Raw genomic sequence first — 14206 nt, forward strand, 5'->3', positions numbered from 1 at the left:
AACAAATCGAAAATCGAAAAATTTCGATTCAGTAATCTAATGTTAGCTAACAAATTGAGCAAAAAATCAAATTTTAGAGCGAAATTTAAAATTATTAATAAATAAGTTAGCTCGAACGCAATTGAATTATTCCTTGATCGAAAACTTGATTATCGGTGTCGATCGCACTTACGGCTATGCGATCGGCATACACATCAAAAGCCGCAAAGCTGAGCTTACTGGCAGAATACTCCGTCCATTCAGATCGCCCGACAGGTCGAGTTCCCGCACCTCCGCCACAAATTAAATAAGTCGTACCGTCGATCGATCGACTGCGCTCATAATGGTGGTCGTGTCCGTTAATATAAAGTTGAACGCGGTACTTTTGAAACAGAGGCGTCAGCATCTTAATAAAAGGTTGATTTACCCCATAATGACCGGAAGAATAAATTTGATGATGACCGAACACAACTTTCCAAGGCGCATCGCTGCCATTTAATTCTTTTTCTAACCAAGGCAATTGCTTTGACCAGTCAGCATTGCCATTCGTATCTAAAGCAAAAAATTGCACGGCATCGCGACGAAAAGTATAGTAGCGTCCTTGCATATTAAAACCGGGATACTTAACTTGAGCGTCACCATTATCAGTAACGATATCGTGATTACCCAAACAAGCGTGAAATTTTACTCCCCGTTGCAACAAAGACTGATACGGTTGTTCAAAAACAGCGCCAATTTTGGCAATTTCACCAAAGTTGTAAATATTATCGCCAGCCAAAAGCACCAAGTCATAGGGATTTTCGCGGAGATAGTTACTCATTGCCTCAGCCACGGCATACTGACTTCTAGTGCCGGTGCCGGTATCTGCCACGGAGACAAAACGCAGTAGCGGCTGTTGTGCGGGTATAATTACTGGTTCGGAAGCTAGTGCGGGAGTAATACCAGCGCCTTCACCCTCACGATGTTCGAGTGCGTTCCACAAAAAACTTAATCCGAAGCCGCTCAGGCTGCCGAAAATGAGAAAATGACGACGTTTGAGACTCATAGCTAAATTGACTGGCTCAATAGTGGCTCAAAAGCAGAATAGCAAAAGTGGTAGATTAGGCTGTGACAACAGGATTACAATATAGCCTGCGGGAGATTCGATCGACCCAATCGAGCCTGGAAAGCCCTGCCATTAGAGAAAATTCGATGTCACAGGAACAGCCACAGCAACCAGAGCCAAAAAAACAGACACCTCCAACACCGACGCCGAAAGGTCAGTCTGGAGAGGCGTTGCAGAAGGTGACGCAAACGCTTCAGCAAACCTGGAGTAGAGTCCAACCCGTTCTCAAAACCCAAAGCGCCAATGCTTTGCGCGGCATTGCAAATTTGCTGTCAGGAACGGGGAAGAAACAGGAGATAAAACCTCCTACTTCACCCCAAACACCACCCACGCCGGAAGGGACGGCTACGCCGACGAGGGGGACAAAAACTCCCGGTTTCCAGTCAGCAGCGCCAACTCAGAGTTTCACGGCGAAATTGGCAGTATTTTTAACTAATCTTCCGGTGTGGTGGAAAGCTGCCTTGGGGAAAATTCGCAGCCGACTGCCGGCGTCTGTAAATCAGAAACTGCCTAACGATACGATTTTAAGTGGTGCGATCGCCGCTCTCTTCATTTTGCTATTTTGGGCAACTTCTGTGCTTTCACCGGCAAACCCACCCCAAATTGCGGAAGTTCCATCCCCAAGTCCAATAGAACCAACGGAAGTAGCAGCACCACCTATAGAGACACCAGCAGAACTGTCAGCACCTTCGCAGCCGGAATCGGTGGCAATTATTCCACCACCACCCCCAGTTTTAACTCCAGAGCAGAACTTGATCGCAGCTATTCAAAATCAAGTTGCGGATATCACCAGTCAATATGCTGATGGATTGATTGAGTCGATTCAAGCTAACTTCATCGGCAGTATATTAACTGTTAAAGTCAGCAATGATTGGTACAGTTTCGATTCAGCCAAACAAGATAGCTTAGCTGCTGATATGTGGAATCGAGCTAAGCAATTAGACTTTAGCAAGCTAGAAATCGCCGATTCTGAAGGTGTACTCCTAGCTCGCAGTCCGGTGGTTGGTTCTAACATGGTGATTTTAAAGAGAGGTTTGCCGACCGCAAATCAATCTTAAATTTTCATGAAACTTGTGTACAACCAAAGGGGCAAGAATTAAAGGGAGTAACAAAACAAAATTTGGTATCGGAATTTGTCAGAGAATACTTGGAGGTTGGGTTTCGTTCTGCTCAACCCAACCTCCAAATTCATCAATTAAATCGATCGCCCTAAATACCGGATAAGCTTAGTTCTCACCCAAGTAAGCAGCTAACGCATCCGAACCGCCGATTAATTTGCCATCTATAAACACTTGGGGAACCGTTAATGCGCCCGTGACGGCTCTTAAAGACTTGGTGGTGATTTCTTTACCCAAGACAATTTCTTCGTATTCTAAGCCGCGTTGGCTCAGCAATGCTTTGGCACGGGCACAGAAGGGACAACCCACTTTTGTAAATAAGGAAATCAGTTTCGGTTTGACTGCGTTGGGGTTGATATAGTTGAGCATTGTGTTGGCGTCGGACACTTTGAAGGGATCGCCCGGTTCTTCTGGTTCGATAAACATTTTTGCGACTACGCCATCTTTGACTAGCATAGAATAGCGCCACGATCGCTTCCCAAATCCCAGGTCTGACTTATCTACCAGCATTCCCATCTGTTCGGTAAACTGTCCGTTGCCATCGGGAATAAACCTGATATTGTCTGCCTTTTGATCTTTTGCCCATTCTTCCATCACAAAGGCATCGTTGACGGAAATACAGATGATGTCATCTACGCCGTTTTCTTTGAATACTTTCGCCAATTCGTTGTAACCTGGGACGTGGGTGGAAGAACAGGTGGGGGTGAAGGCACCCGGTAAGGAGAATACAGCTACTGTCTTACCGGCAAACAGTTCATCTGTGGTCACATCTACCCACTGGCCTTTCTGACGGGTACGAAAGGTGACGTTGGGAACTTTTTGTCCTTCTTTGTTGGAAAACATGAATTTGGCTCCTGTGCGGTCAAATGGCATTCTCGATCGATTCTTATTTAAGCGTACTCATTATGAGTACGATTTGTCAAGTTATGCAAAGAAACCGGGTTTCTACAAAAAATGGTAAGTTTTACAAGCTTTGGATCGACTCAGAAACCCGGTTTCGACGCTCAGAGTCCTAAAACGGCGCGATAAGCTTGAACCTTGTAATCGATACCGGTGATATCGGTGCCGACCACAACTGCATAGGCTCCCAGTTGTAGGGCTTGTTGAGCCATCTGGGGTGAGGAAATGCCGCCTTCGCAAATGGCTGGTACATTCAACTGTTTTACCATTTGGGCCAGGAGTTCAAAGCCGGGAGGAGAGAGGTGCTTTGTGTTGTTGGTGTAGCCGTAGAGCGTTGTACCCACAATATCGGCACCGGCGTTTTCGGCAGCGATCGCTGCCTCAATGGTATCTACATCTGCCATGACCGGCTTGCCCAATTCCTTATGAATGCGTGCAATTAAGGTATGCAAGCTTTCATTACCCGGTCGATTTCTGAGGGTAGCGTCAATGGCGATGATATCTGCACCGGCAGATGCGATCGCCTCAGCGTGTTCGTACCCAGGAGTAATATATACATCGTATCCAGGGATCTGCTGTTTCCAAAGCCCGATTATCGGTACTTCTACTTTCTGGCGCACGGCACTGACATGGCTGGGTGTATCAATTCTTACTGCTGCTGCTCCCCGGAATACAGCAGCTTGTGCCATTGCGGCGATCGCGAGAGGATCGTGTAGGGGCGAGTCAGCAGGAGCCTGACAGGAAACAATCAAGCTATGGCGCAGTTGTGTTATTTTTTGTCGATCGACAGTCATTTGTTATTTGTCAGTTGTCAGTTGTTGGTTGTTGGTTGTCAGTTGTTGGTGGGGGAAAAGTTTACCGGGCGCGATAAATGATAAACTATGAAGCATCAACAATGAACAACGAAAAATTAATTATTAGCCATTAGCAATTGAACTTTGTGCAACAACTCTTGTGGCTGCACTGGTTTCTTCAGATAATCATCTGGCTCTGCCCCCAAACCGTATAATGGATTTGTGGGTATTTCCGTAGCAGTTATAGCCAAAATTTTTAGGTTTGATATTGCAGATGAATTACGCAATTGGCGGATCACTTCATAACCATTTAGACCAGACAGATTAATTTCCACGAGTGCGGCCAAAGGTTGCAAAATTTCAATTTGTTTTATAGCGGTTGTGCCTTCAATAATCCAGACAATTTGATAGCCGGCGGCAGTGAGAATATCGCAGATGAGGTTAGCTGTTTCTTCATCATTTTCAATCAACACAATGCGCCCTTGGGGGAGGTCGGTCATTATCGGTATGCGCGGATCGTTGGGAGAAGGAGGTGATGGCGGTAGAGGCAACCAAACTGTAAAAATAGATCCCTCTCCCACCCTAGAATCGACTTCGATCCGACCCCTATGCAATTCTACGAGTTGTTTTGTTAAAGCCAAACCCAAACCAGTGCCTTCGTATTGGCGGTGATAAGAGGTATCCAACTGTTGAAATTTCTGAAAAATTAGAGGTAGCTGCTCTTGAGAAATGCCGATACCGGTATCTTCTACCTGAAACACAGCCTGAGTGCCCTCCAACCAGACTCGCAGAGTCACTCGTCCGCCAGAGGGAGTAAATTTGATGCCATTAGTTAGGAGATTAAAAAGAATTTGTTTAACTCGTTTACCGTCAGCTAAAAATCGGTCTTGACTGGGAGATATGCGTAAATTAATTGCCAATTCAACGCCGCGTTGGAGGGCTTTTTCTCTGACAATTTGTAAGCTATATTGTGCGACTAGAGATAATGAAATATCGCTGATATTTAAAACGGTTTTACCCGCTTCCATTTGAGAAAGTTCGAGGATATCGTTGATTAACTCTAATAAGTGTTCGCCGTTATCGTGGATAGTTTGCAGGTAATCTCGCTGTTTCTGACTGAGTTGACCGAATGACCAGCGCAAGAGAGTAGCAGAGAGCCCGATGACGCAGGTGAGAGGTGTTCGCAATTCGTGGCTCATGGTGGCGAGAAACTCACCTTTGGTGCGACTGGCTGATTGTGCGGCTAGCATAGCATCGTGGAGTTCTTGGGTGCGCTCAATCACCCGTTGTTCTAAAGTTTGTTTTTGCTGTTGGAGTTGGGCATAAAGTTGAGCTTGGTAAATGGCGATCGCTAAGTGTTCCGCAATTTGCCGGAGAAAGTTTTTTTCATTTTCCTGCCATTGGCGCGGTTGGAAGCATTGATGGACAATCAGCAGTCCCCAGAGTTGTTCTTGGATGACGATCGGTACAGCTAACTTGGCTCGCACCCGAACGTTTCGCATTAAGTCCAACAAGCAGGGAGAAAAAATGTAGGCAGTTTCGATATCTTCGACGGCTAAGGCAAAACCTTTGCGATATTTCTCGCGAAATTTAGGCACTTTGATGAAGCAGTATCCCTCCTCTGCCAAATGGAGTACTGAGGGTATGCTATCGTCAGCCTTAGCTTCGTAGGTAATGCGACCGTAACAGGAGGAAGAATCCAAAGATGACAGAGGATAGAGGGGGTCTGGAAAGTTTGAGTCGGCATTCCGGTTGACTGGAAAGCCGTGGTAGTCGCCTGAAGAAGAAGCTATTTTAGAGTTATGCCGCTCCTCTATTGTGTCGCAGTGAAATTCATATACGATCAGGCGATCGGCTTGCAAAAAATTTCTTACCTGCTCAACAGCAGTATTCAGAATGACCGGTAATTCCAGACTTTGGCGGATTTGCGTTGTCACCTGATTCAGGAGTCGCTCTTGTTCGATCTGTTGGCTGAGCGCATTATGGACGGGTTGACACACAGAAACATAAGGATAGACCTTTTCTGCTGCATTGTTTTCCTCTCGATCCTGGGAAAAAATTTCTAGCAACGAGAGAGTAAATTCACTTTGAAGCGTCGGGTCGTTAGACTGGGGGATTTGGCTTGCTGCTTGCAGAGTTTGGCGGGCATAGAGATTGTTTTCTACTAAATTACTGATTTGGGTGAGAAAGGCGACGATCGCTGTTGGCTCGAAAGTCAACCCCACTCTAAGGAATTGGGCATTGGGGATTGACAGTTGGCAATTGGTCGTCAGGAGATTATCCTTTCCGTTGGGGCTTTCCGTCTCCCTTTTCTCCGATTCCCAGTCTCCGAAAAACCAGGCGCTAAAACGCTTTGAAATTAACAGCGCAAACCTTTCTGGCAGCGTTCCTTGGGGTAGTTCTACAGAAGACACTACATCTTCCGTCAAAAATAAGGTAAGATCCTGTGCTTGTCTTTTGCCCTTTTTGGAAAAATTGACGTGGGTATCGCCCTGAAACCTTTGAGCCATCTGCTGCAATAACTCTCGCACCCGCTCAAAAGTAGTCAGGGGCAAACATCGATTTAAAATTGAATTTTGATAACTGACCATTTTAGATATTTATTTATAGAAGCTAAATGCTTCGATCGCTAAGACTACTGCGAGAGGATCGATCCTGACTGGGTTTATTTAATTATTAAACAGGAAGGAAGATAACGACCAAGAGTTTATGTATCGTTTTGTCGCTCTGCCATCAGCCCCAGAAAAAATGTAACTTATGAGGATATTATCGTGCATCGTTTAGCTGCTACCCCCGGAGGGTGGAATTTTCAGGAAGAAGGAGTCATTTTTGTAGAGCAAACGCCTGCTCCCATCGTTTTTCTAACTGCTGCTGATACGGATATCCAAACCTTTGCCGCCGCAGTCGGCTTCCTACCGGACGGATTCCCAGCGCTGCGGGCGGTCAATCTGTTGCAGTTGCAACAACAGTTAAGTATTGATACTTATGCAGAACAAGTGCTTGCACAAGCAGAGGTAATTATCGTCAGGCTGCTAGGAGGACGTTCCTACTGGTCTTATGGATTGGAAGTGGTGCGGGAAACGGTGGAAAAATCCCAGAAAACGCTGATTGTTATGCCGGGAGACGATCGCCCAGATCCCCATTTATTCGATCGCTCCACTGTTTCACTCACAGTAGTTAACCAGCTGTGGCGCTATTTCACCGAAGGCGGCGTGCAAAATTTTGTTAACGCGCTTAAATTTGTTGCCGATGTGTGCTTAGGTCAAACCTACAATCCGCCGCCACCAGCAGAAGTTCCCCGTGTCGGACTTTATCGCTGGGAAATGGGGAATGGGAAACAAGCAGAATTGCCAATAGCTAAAGTGGGAATTTTGTTTTATCGCGCTCATTATTTAGCTGGAAATACAACTGTAATCGATGCGCTTTGCCAAGCTTTATTCACTCGCAAATTACAACCAGTGCCGATATTTGTCTCTTCTTTGCGAGAACCTGATGTGCAAGCAGAATTGTTGCAATATTGCCAGCCAAAAGATGCAGAAAAAATAGATATTTTGCTAAATACAACTAGCTTTTCTATTTCAGATTTGGGATTGACAATGCCATCCCCAATCCCCAATCCCCAATCCCCAATGGAAAATTTAGATGTGCCTGTATTGCAAGTAATTTTTAGCAGCGGTACTGTCGAACAGTGGGAATCTGGATACAAAGGACTTTCGCCGCGAGATATGGCGATGAATGTGGCGCTACCGGAAGTAGATGGGCGAATTATCAGTCGAGCAATTTCTTTCAAAGCAGTGCAATCTCGCCATCCTCAATTGGAAACAGATGTAGTAGGATACGAACCGCAATTCGATCGCATTGCTTTTGTAGCGGATTTAGCTTTAAACTGGGTGCGTCTGCGTAAAACTCCCGTTTCCGAGCGCAAAATTGCCTTAATTTTAGCTAATTATCCCAATCGCGATGGACGTCTCGCTAATGGGGTGGGATTGGATACGCCAGCTAGTTGTGTAGAGATTCTGAAGGCGTTGCAATCGGCTGGTTATTATATGGAAAATTTACCTGAAACAAGCGATGAGTTGATTGCACGCTTGACTGCTGGGGTGACTAACGATCCGGAAGGGCGGGAATTACGAAAGATTTGGCAGCAATTATCGCAAGAAGAATATAACGAATATTTTGCAAGTTTACCAAAAGATGTACAGCAAGGAATATGCGATCGCTGGGGAACTCTTGTGCAAGGTAAAAATGAAGCATCTTTTTCTTCTACACCTCTAGCTATTTCCGGAATTGAGTTAGGCAATGTTTTTGTAGGTATTCAACCGAGTCGAGGTTACGATATCGATCCCAGTTTGAATTATCATGCCCCGGATTTAGAACCCACTCATGCTTATTTAGCTTTTTATTATTGGGTGCGACAACATTTTCAAGCAGATGCGATCGTTCATGTAGGCAAGCACGGCAATTTGGAATGGCTACCCGGTAAAAGTGTAGCTTTATCGAGCAATTGTTACCCGGAAGTGGCATTAGGTGCAATGCCTCATTTCTATCCGTTTATTGTCAACGATCCGGGTGAAGGTTCTCAAGCTAAACGTCGCGCTCAAGCTGTGATTATCGACCACTTGACGCCACCGATGACGCGGGCGGAACTTTATGGCCCTTTGCAACAGTTAGAAAGTTCGATCGATGAATATTATGAGGCGCAAAGTTTAGATCCAAAGCGTTTACCGATGATAGCCGATCGCATCGCACAGTTGGTAGCGCAAGAAAATTTACAGCAAGATTTAGAAGTAAGTCAAAATTTAAAAGTCAAAAATCAAAACAAAGAATTTTCCAGTGGTAATTTTGACAGTTCGCTTTTGTCTTTAATTGATGGTTATCTTTGCGAATTGAAAGAAGCGCAAATTCGCGACGGACTGCATATTTTTGGGCAATGTCCGCAGGGGCGACAGCTAAGGGATTTGATTGTAGCTATAGCCCGTCATCCCGGTACTAATCGCCTTGGTTTAACTCGTGCGATCGCTAAAGATTGGGGTTTGGATTTTGACCCGTTAACAGCAGATCCATCCCTACCTCTTGTGGGACAGGCGTCTCGCCTGTCATTAATTTTCTCATCATTAAATCAAGGCGGGCAAGATGCCCACCCCACAAGATATCAAGACTCCACCAAATATCAAGACCCCACCAAATATCAAACTGCTGGGGATGCGATCGAGTTATTGGAAGAATACGCAGCTAATTTAGTAGAACAGCTAATCGCAACCCATAACAAACAACAGACTATTGACCGAAAAAAAGGGGTTTCAATCCTTCCATTTCAAGATGAATCATCAATAAATTTTGACGAATTTCAAGCTTTGTCCGATCGTTGCGAAGCCAATCCCAAATCCCAAATCCCAAATCCCAAATCGGATGACAGCGGAAAATTAACCAAGCGCGAATTAGATTGGATAAGCACTTACCTCCTACCCGCACTGCAACAAACTCAACAAGAAATCACCCAATTGTTGCGCGGTTTGGACGGTCGATTTGTACCTAGCGGCCCATCTGGCGCACCCACGCGGGGACGCCCGGAAGTGTTGCCTACTGGTCGCAATTTTTACTCGGTTGATATTCGCAGCCTGCCGACGGAAACAGCCTGGAATGTAGGTCGAAAAGCGGCTGAAACTTTGATTGAGCAATATACGCAGTCAAATGGTGAGTATCCTAAAACATTAGGATTATCCGTATGGGGAACTGCGACGATGCGGACTGGCGGCGATGATGTGGCGCAGGCGTTGGCATTGCTGGGGGTGCGACCTGTGTGGGATGGCCCATCGCGGCGGGTAGTAGATTTTGAGATCTTGCCAGTTGCGGTTTTGGGGCGTCCCCGTGTGGATGTAACGCTGCGAATTTCGGGTTTTTTCCGGGATGCTTTTCCGAATTTAATCGATTTATTCGATCGCGCTGTAGCGGCGGTAGCGGCGTTGAACGAACCGTCGGAAGACAATCCTTTGGCGGCGCAAGTGAAGCAAGAAAGGCAATTCTGGGTTGCTGCGGGGTTGAGTGAAGAACAGGCAGAAATGCGATCGCACTATCGCATTTTTGGTTCTAAGCCGGGTGCCTACGGTGCCGGTCTGCAAGGTTTAATTGAAGCGCAAAACTGGAAGGATGAGCAAGATTTAGCGCGTGCTTATATTAATTGGAGTAGCTATGCTTACACATCCAGTCATAGGGAAACAGAAGCACAGGAAAATCCCAAATCCCAAATCCAAAATCTCAAATTCGGTATTGCAGCACCAGAAGCATTTGAACAGCGTCTGCGGCAGATGCAAATAGTTCTGCACAATCAAGATAACCGCGAACACGATTTGCTCGATTCCGATGATTACTATCAATTTCAGGGTGGGTTAACAGCAGCAGTTCGCGCCTTAACTGGAAAAAATCCCCAAACTTATTTTGGCGATAATTCTCTGCCTGAAAATCCCAAAGTCAGACAGCTGCGATCGGAAATTGCGCGAGTATATCGTTCTCGCGTAGTCAATCCCAAGTGGATAGCGGGAGTGATGCGCCACGGTTACAAAGGCGCGTTTGAAATGTCCGCGACGGTGGATTATTTATTTGCCTACGATGCTACAGCTAACTGTGTGGAAGATTTTATGTATCGAGGAGTGGCAGAGGCGTATTTATTTGAGCCATCTGTGCAGGCATTTATCCAAGAAAAAAATCCTTGGGCGTTGCGAGATATGGCAGAAAGATTGTTAGAAGCACATCAGCGCGGGTTGTGGCAAGATGTTGAGCCAGAGATGGTAGATAAATTGCGATCGCTCGTTCACCAAGCTGAAGGTGTAATTGAATCTACCTCCTTTATGCAATTCTAAAACTAGAATAAAGGTTGCTGAAAGTTTTGGTGCAGAATGGAGAGGGAGTGGAGGAAGTGCGATCGCGCTTAGGCCACAAGTTAGGATATAGTAGTAACAAAATTTATGGCAAGTAAAATGAACAATTGGCAAGAAAGTATCAGCATCGACCCCAAGGTTTGTCACGGGAAACCTTGCATCAAAGGAACGCGCATCATGGTTTCAGTTATTCTTGATAATCTAGCAGAGGGACTAACAGCGGAAGAGATCGTAGCTGAATATACACCACTTACTTTGGAAAATGTAAAAGCGGCTATTTCCTATGCTGCTGCACTGGCGAGAGAAGAAGAATTACTACCACTTAGATAGATAAGAATGCTTGTTAAATTAGATGAGAATATGAGTAACTCTCACGCCGAGTTCCTGCGACAGGCGGGTTATGATTGCGACAGGGTTACTGATGAAGGACTCTCGGGTGCAGATGATGAGATTGTATGGCAACAAGTTTGTGCGGAAGGACGTTTTTTTATTACGCTAGATTTAGATTTCTCTGATGTTCGTCGTTTTCCAGCTGGAACACATCCCGGTATTTTATTATTGCGTCCCCGTAGTCGCAGTAGTCAGGCGGTGCTAAATCTTATTTCTCGTATTTTGAGCGAACAAAGATTAGAGAGTCTGCAAGGTTGTTTAGTAGTTGCAGATGAAGTACAGACACGAATTCGCCGTCCACCTAGTTAATTCAAACAAGAGCGATACGCCTAACGGCACACTTCGTGAACGCACATATTTTGGGTAAGGTGCGATCGCTCTTTCCTGCATAGTTAAAAATAAGTTACTTGTTATGGTAGACCAGTGCAAGGCAAAGCAGGAGAATCACTTAGTTGAGCTTGTGTTCGATCCATCAAGCATTGAGCGGCTGGGCAATTATTCATTAAGTCTGTCATAGTAGCACCACCCCTACACTTAGCATTTGGCGGTATGATAATTGTATTGCCTTGGCCTGGACATGGTGCCCAACGTGATGATGAATAGAAACAAAGAGTCTGTCCGGTATCAGGATTTGTGTATGTTTGTGGAGAAACAACTTGTCCCCAAGGGCTACTTTGTGCAAACACTCTCAAGTGAATATTTCCAATAATAGCTCCACCAAAGCTGAGAGAAGTTGCTATGGCTAATATGCTTAGGGTTTTCTTCATTTTGTCACCATTAGATTTAGGTTTTATATTCGGATGCAGAACAGATTAGTCTTAGTTGACAATTAGATCTGACCTGTTTACTAAATAATGGAATGATCCTAATTTGGATTTTGTGTCTAACAGGCAATTTTGTCCAGTCGGTAAAAGTCGGATTTCGTAGGAACTTTTCCAACACAAACAGGCCGGAAAAAGTCGGAAAAAGTTGCCGAAGTCGGATAAAGTAGGATTATAATAGTGAAAATACCGACATTTACCTGACTAATGGACATTAAAGAAATGTTAAAAATAGCCGATCGCCTAATTTTCACTAAAACAGGGAAACATCTAGACGATCTGCAAGAAGCTGTCTTACGGGGAACGGTGCAAAATCAGAAATACTCGAAAATAGCAGAACAGTTTAATTGCACAGAAGGTCACGTTAAGGATATCGCTTCTGAACTTTGGAAGGTATTATCAGATGTATTAGGAGAAGATGTCAGTAAGTCGAATTTTCGCTCTACAATGCAAAGGTGTCGGTTCTCTAACGTTTCATCAGTTTCATCAAATTTTGCACAAGACTTTGTAGCTATTGGTAACATTAACCTTTGTCCAAAACCTTTGCCACCTCCAGAAGTCGCACAAGATCGATCGCACCAAGTTAAAAACCCGGTTTCTCAAAGAAACCGGGTTTTTGTAGATGATGCACCGGATCTCGGCAATTTCTACGATCGCACAGAAGAACTAGCTATCCTAGAAAAATGGATAGTGCAAGAACGCTGTCGCCTCGTCGCACTTGTAGGGATAAGTGGGATCGGGAAAAGTGCGATCGCAGTTCAGCTACTAAAGCAAATTCAAGATAAATTTGATTGTGTGATATGGCGCAGTCTGTGCGAAAAACCACCACTAGAATTAATCCAAAAAGAACTAATTGAATTTTTATCTAATCAACCCGAAAGTGAATTATCAGGTAGTGGAGAAAATAAGCGATCGCAATTAATAGAATATCTGCGAAAGCAACGTTGTCTGATCGTATTCGATGATGTACATCATATTTTTAGTAAAGGACAATTAGCTGGTTGCTATGAACCTGGATATGAAGATTATGGATTACTCTTTAAAAGATTAGGCGAATTATATCATAATAGTTGCTTGTTGCTGCTTAGTTGGGATAAACCGAGAGAAATTGTGGCATTGGAAGACCCAGATAAATTAGTGCGATCGCTACAATTAAATGGTTTGGGTATCGCAGCAAGGGAAATCCTCAAAGAGAAAGGTTTGGCTGATGAAAATAAATGGGAAGAATTGATTAACCTTTACCAAGGTAATCCATTATGGTTAAAAATAGTAGCAACGCTAATTAAAGATTTGTGCGGTGGGAGAGTGGCTGAATTTCTCAAATATGATGCCCTATTTGTCAGTGAAGATTTGAAAGATATATTCGATCGGCAGTTTAGTAGGTTATCAGATTTAGAAAAACAGGTAATGTCTAGATTAGCGATTGAAAATGAACCGATTTCTATATATCAATTGTTAAATGGTATGCAGATATCGCCTTCCGAGTTATTCAAGGTAATGCAATCCTTGGGAAGACGTTGTTTGCTGGAAAAGAAAGAAAATGGCGAGACAATTTTTAAGTTGCAAGCTGTGGTGAAGCAATATGTGAAAAATTAATGGTAAATTGGGATGAGTGATAATATTAATATATGCAGCTAAGGAGAAAAGCAATGATCGCTACTGCCGAAGTCTCAAATGTATCAAAAATCTTTACCTTAGAAGATTATATGCTCAATCCGCCCGATAATACAGAATGGGTGGATGGGCAATTAGTGGAGAAAAATAACATCACAGCAAAACATAGTCGAACTCAAGCTAGACTCGCTCGTTATTGGGGAAATTATCTAAGTTCAAGTCAGCAGGGTGGAGAAGTTTACACTGAAGTATCTTGCCGCACGGTGGGAAGAGGGCGTTGTCCCGATGTAGCTTATTTGACACCTGAATTACTCGCACAATATGGAGATAACTTTACTGTATTACCGCAAAGTTTTCCCCTAATTGCTGAAATTATTTCTCCTACTGACCCAGCGGAAGAAGTATTTACTAAAGTAAGAGAGTATTTAGAGTCTGGTTGTCAAGAAATATGGCTACTTTTTCCTGAAAGTCAGTGGATATTGGTCATCACCAAGCAGCAGCAAAAGTTGTTTAATATAGGTGAAGTAGTTAGCACTCAAATTGTACTACCAGGTTTTAGTGTAGAAGTTAATGAATTGTTGGCTTAAGCATTGGGAAAATGCTAAGAGTG

The 14206-nt window shown here is 44.2% G+C and carries 11 protein-coding genes; 6 read left to right on the forward strand and 5 right to left on the reverse strand.

What is annotated here, in order from left to right:
* Positions 1-106: 106 nt before the first annotated feature.
* A complete protein-coding gene (locus H6G03_RS15295) occupies positions 107-1024 on the reverse strand; it encodes a metallophosphoesterase (protein WP_190465227.1) in 918 nt (305 codons plus the stop codon).
* A gap of 62 nt (positions 1025-1086) precedes the next feature.
* Between H6G03_RS15295 and H6G03_RS15300 the strand changes: the two genes are divergently transcribed.
* On the forward strand, positions 1087-2142 hold the full coding sequence (locus H6G03_RS15300; RefSeq protein ID WP_190465228.1) for a hypothetical protein: 1056 nt from the start codon (positions 1087-1089) through the stop codon (positions 2140-2142).
* A 168-nt stretch (positions 2143-2310) separates the two neighbouring features.
* Here H6G03_RS15300 and H6G03_RS15305 read toward each other — a convergent pair whose 3' ends face one another.
* The 3 genes from H6G03_RS15305 to H6G03_RS15315 all read right to left on the reverse strand — a co-directional run bounded on the left by H6G03_RS15305 (position 2311) and on the right by H6G03_RS15315 (position 6487).
* Positions 2311-3045: a glutathione peroxidase gene (locus H6G03_RS15305; RefSeq protein WP_190465229.1), complete on the reverse strand. Its 735-nt coding sequence runs from the start codon at positions 3043-3045 to the stop codon at positions 2311-2313.
* A 161-nt stretch (positions 3046-3206) separates the two neighbouring features.
* Positions 3207-3896, reverse strand: coding sequence for an N-acetylmannosamine-6-phosphate 2-epimerase (locus H6G03_RS15310; protein WP_190465230.1), 690 nt, complete (start codon positions 3894-3896; stop codon positions 3207-3209).
* Between the two features lie 116 nt (positions 3897-4012).
* Positions 4013-6487, reverse strand: a complete 2475-nt coding sequence (locus H6G03_RS15315) for a hybrid sensor histidine kinase/response regulator (protein WP_190465231.1) — start codon at positions 6485-6487, stop codon at positions 4013-4015.
* Positions 6488-6667: 180 nt separating this feature from the next.
* Here H6G03_RS15315 and cobN point away from each other — a divergent pair, with 180 nt between their 5' ends.
* The 3 genes from cobN (at position 6668) to H6G03_RS15330 (ending at position 11470) form a co-directional block, all read left to right on the forward strand.
* Positions 6668-10753: a cobaltochelatase subunit CobN gene (cobN, locus tag H6G03_RS38065; RefSeq protein WP_190465232.1), complete on the forward strand. Its 4086-nt coding sequence runs from the start codon at positions 6668-6670 to the stop codon at positions 10751-10753.
* Positions 10754-10870: 117 nt separating this feature from the next.
* On the forward strand, positions 10871-11101 hold the full coding sequence (locus H6G03_RS15325; RefSeq protein ID WP_190465233.1) for a DUF433 domain-containing protein: 231 nt from the start codon (positions 10871-10873) through the stop codon (positions 11099-11101).
* Between the two features lie 6 nt (positions 11102-11107).
* The gene (locus H6G03_RS15330; protein ID WP_190465234.1) at positions 11108-11470 is read left to right on the forward strand and encodes a DUF5615 family PIN-like protein; all 363 of its coding nucleotides are present in this window, start codon (positions 11108-11110) and stop codon (positions 11468-11470) included.
* Between the two features lie 101 nt (positions 11471-11571).
* Here H6G03_RS15330 and H6G03_RS15335 read toward each other — a convergent pair whose 3' ends face one another.
* Positions 11572-11928 carry a hypothetical protein gene (locus H6G03_RS15335; protein ID WP_190465235.1) on the reverse strand — a complete coding sequence of 119 codons (357 nt, stop codon included), beginning with the start codon at positions 11926-11928 and terminating at the stop codon, positions 11572-11574.
* Between the two features lie 261 nt (positions 11929-12189).
* Here H6G03_RS15335 and H6G03_RS15340 point away from each other — a divergent pair, with 261 nt between their 5' ends.
* Positions 12190-13578 carry an NB-ARC domain-containing protein gene (locus H6G03_RS15340; RefSeq protein ID WP_190465236.1) on the forward strand — a complete coding sequence of 463 codons (1389 nt, stop codon included), beginning with the start codon at positions 12190-12192 and terminating at the stop codon, positions 13576-13578.
* Between the two features lie 53 nt (positions 13579-13631).
* Positions 13632-14183: a Uma2 family endonuclease gene (locus H6G03_RS15345; protein ID WP_190465237.1), complete on the forward strand. Its 552-nt coding sequence runs from the start codon at positions 13632-13634 to the stop codon at positions 14181-14183.
* Positions 14184-14206: the final 23 nt, after the last annotated feature.

Origin of the sequence: Aerosakkonema funiforme FACHB-1375, from assembly GCF_014696265.1 — a bacterium.
Taxonomy (GTDB): Bacteria; Cyanobacteriota; Cyanobacteriia; order Cyanobacteriales; family Aerosakkonemataceae; genus Aerosakkonema; species Aerosakkonema funiforme_A.

Bases quoted from the DNA above. Each gene is read 5' to 3' on its own strand.
- H6G03_RS15295 (WP_190465227.1), bottom strand. From the start codon at position 1,024: ATGAGTCTCAAACGTCGTCATTTTCTCATTTTCGGCAGCCTGAGCGGC.
- H6G03_RS15305 (WP_190465229.1), bottom strand. From the start codon at position 3,045: ATGTTTTCCAACAAAGAAGGACAAAAAGTTCCCAACGTCACCTTTCGT.
- H6G03_RS15310 (WP_190465230.1), bottom strand. From the start codon at position 3,896: ATGACTGTCGATCGACAAAAAATAACACAACTGCGCCATAGCTTGATT.
- H6G03_RS15315 (WP_190465231.1), bottom strand. From the start codon at position 6,487: ATGGTCAGTTATCAAAATTCAATTTTAAATCGATGTTTGCCCCTGACT.
- H6G03_RS15325 (WP_190465233.1), top strand. From the start codon at position 10,871: ATGAACAATTGGCAAGAAAGTATCAGCATCGACCCCAAGGTTTGTCAC.
- H6G03_RS15330 (WP_190465234.1), top strand. From the start codon at position 11,108: ATGCTTGTTAAATTAGATGAGAATATGAGTAACTCTCACGCCGAGTTC.
- H6G03_RS15335 (WP_190465235.1), bottom strand. From the start codon at position 11,928: ATGAAGAAAACCCTAAGCATATTAGCCATAGCAACTTCTCTCAGCTTT.
- H6G03_RS15340 (WP_190465236.1), top strand. From the start codon at position 12,190: ATGGACATTAAAGAAATGTTAAAAATAGCCGATCGCCTAATTTTCACT.
- H6G03_RS15345 (WP_190465237.1), top strand. From the start codon at position 13,632: ATGATCGCTACTGCCGAAGTCTCAAATGTATCAAAAATCTTTACCTTA.